Origin of the sequence: Pectobacterium versatile, assembly GCF_020166435.1 — a bacterium.
Classification (GTDB): domain Bacteria; phylum Pseudomonadota; class Gammaproteobacteria; order Enterobacterales; family Enterobacteriaceae; genus Pectobacterium; species Pectobacterium versatile.
The window spans coordinates 1-1616 of sequence record NZ_JAINZP010000051.1; the positions used below are offsets into that span (position 1 = coordinate 1).

At 56.7% G+C, this 1616-nt stretch carries 1 protein-coding gene and 1 pseudogene; both read right to left on the bottom strand.

Annotated elements, in window-relative coordinates; genetic code table 11:
• Nucleotides 1-384 (bottom strand): DUF4123 domain-containing protein (locus tag K7X24_RS21805; RefSeq protein WP_224558265.1); only part of this gene is annotated, 384 nt, incomplete at its 3' end.
• Nucleotides 381-1616, bottom strand: a pseudogene (gene tssI / locus K7X24_RS21810) (type VI secretion system tip protein TssI/VgrG); the annotation flags it as partial. The gene K7X24_RS21805 and the pseudogene tssI, both read right to left, overlap by 4 nt.

A 1616-nucleotide genomic window follows, 5' to 3' on the forward strand; every position in this document is an offset into this window, starting at 1 on the left:
AATGGCAGTCTGCTCTTCCTGGCTCATGGCACAGAACATCGGCAGGAAGATACGAGGTTCAGAGAAACGGAAACAGACAACCTCCCCTTCACGGATAACCTGTATCAGGCTTTGCCAGTGGCGGCGAACCATGTCAGTTGGCTGTTCACTGACCAGATAAAAACCGTGCAACTCGGGAGAATCCGCCACAAATTCGAGAGAAGGATTAAGTAGTAGCCAAGGGCCTAGTGCGGCTTGATCACTAAACGGCGTACCAGCAAAGAGCGGAAAAGCTTCTCCCTCGCTGAGTTCATAGAAACGCGCCACCGCCGAGTAATCCGCCGCCCCATCGACGATCGCAAAGAGTGTCCCTCCATGCTCTGCTCGCCAGGTATTCAGGCTCATGCTTTACCTCCCTTTGCGAGCGGGCAAGGCTTAACAAGCGGAGACATTGATTCCATGCTTTTATGAATAGCAGGGGCGGGTAACGTTGCTGGTGGTGCCGGAGGCACTGCAACACTACCCGGCAGGATGGGTATCTGCCCTGCCCAGCCAGAACCATTGCCAGCACTGCCGCCGGAGTTAATATTAATAGCCGCCCCGACCACACTCACGCCGCTGGGATCGATCTTGATGAAGCTTCCCCCAACTTTCAGCGTCAACTCTGCGCCAGCTTCAAGCACTATCTTGACCCCAGCTTTCACATGCACTTCCTCACCGGCCTCAACCAGCAGTGCCTGCCCCAGTTTCTGGTGCATTGAGGCATCAACGGTCAGCGAGTGCTCCCCTTTAATGTGGTCACGTTTCTCATTCTCAACCGTCAGGTGATCGTTGGCTTTGATTCGGGTCACTCGCTCATTATCAATATCCATATGCGCGTCGTGTTTGATGTGCCAGACGACGTCATTTTCAACAAGCGCGTTGAGATCTTTCTGCCCGTGAATATAAATCTCCTCCTGCCCGGCTTGATCTTCAAAGCGCAGCTCGTTGAATCCTTCTCCCTGATGCGTTTCCGTGCGTAGTACGGTGCGTGTCTTGTGGGCAGGCAGATCGTAAGGAGGGCGGTTAGTGGCATGAAAGGTTCTGCCCGTCACAATCGGCTGGTCTGGGTCACCTTCGAGAAAGCTGACAATCACTTCATGGCCGATACGTGGGATCGCGATCATGCCGTACTGGCCGCCTGCCCAGCCTTGGCTGACACGCACCCAGCAGGAGCTCTGGTCGTTACTCGCGCCGTAGCGGTCCCACGGGAATTGCAGTTTTACCCGACCGTACTGGTCGCAGTAAATCTCTTCACCTGCCGGGCCAACCACCGTCGCAATTTGCGGGCCGTCCACCCTCGGTTTGTAGGGCATGCCCGCGCGCCACGTCGTCGTGCCTTTCACCACCGCAAAGCTGTTGCTCATGGTGGTCGGTTCGCCGCCACTTTCCTCTTCCAGCGCCTGCGGCTGCTGCCCAACGTGCGTCACGCTCATCGTCTGCCACACCGCATTCAGCGTCGTATTTGGATGCTCCGTCAGCGTGAAGGTGTTGCCCGGCATCAGCCCCGCGCAGTTAGATTCCCCTTCGCTCGTCACCGCCCCGGATAGTCGTAGTGCTGGTAACTTTCGCGCTGGTGCGCCAGCTCGCCGCTCATT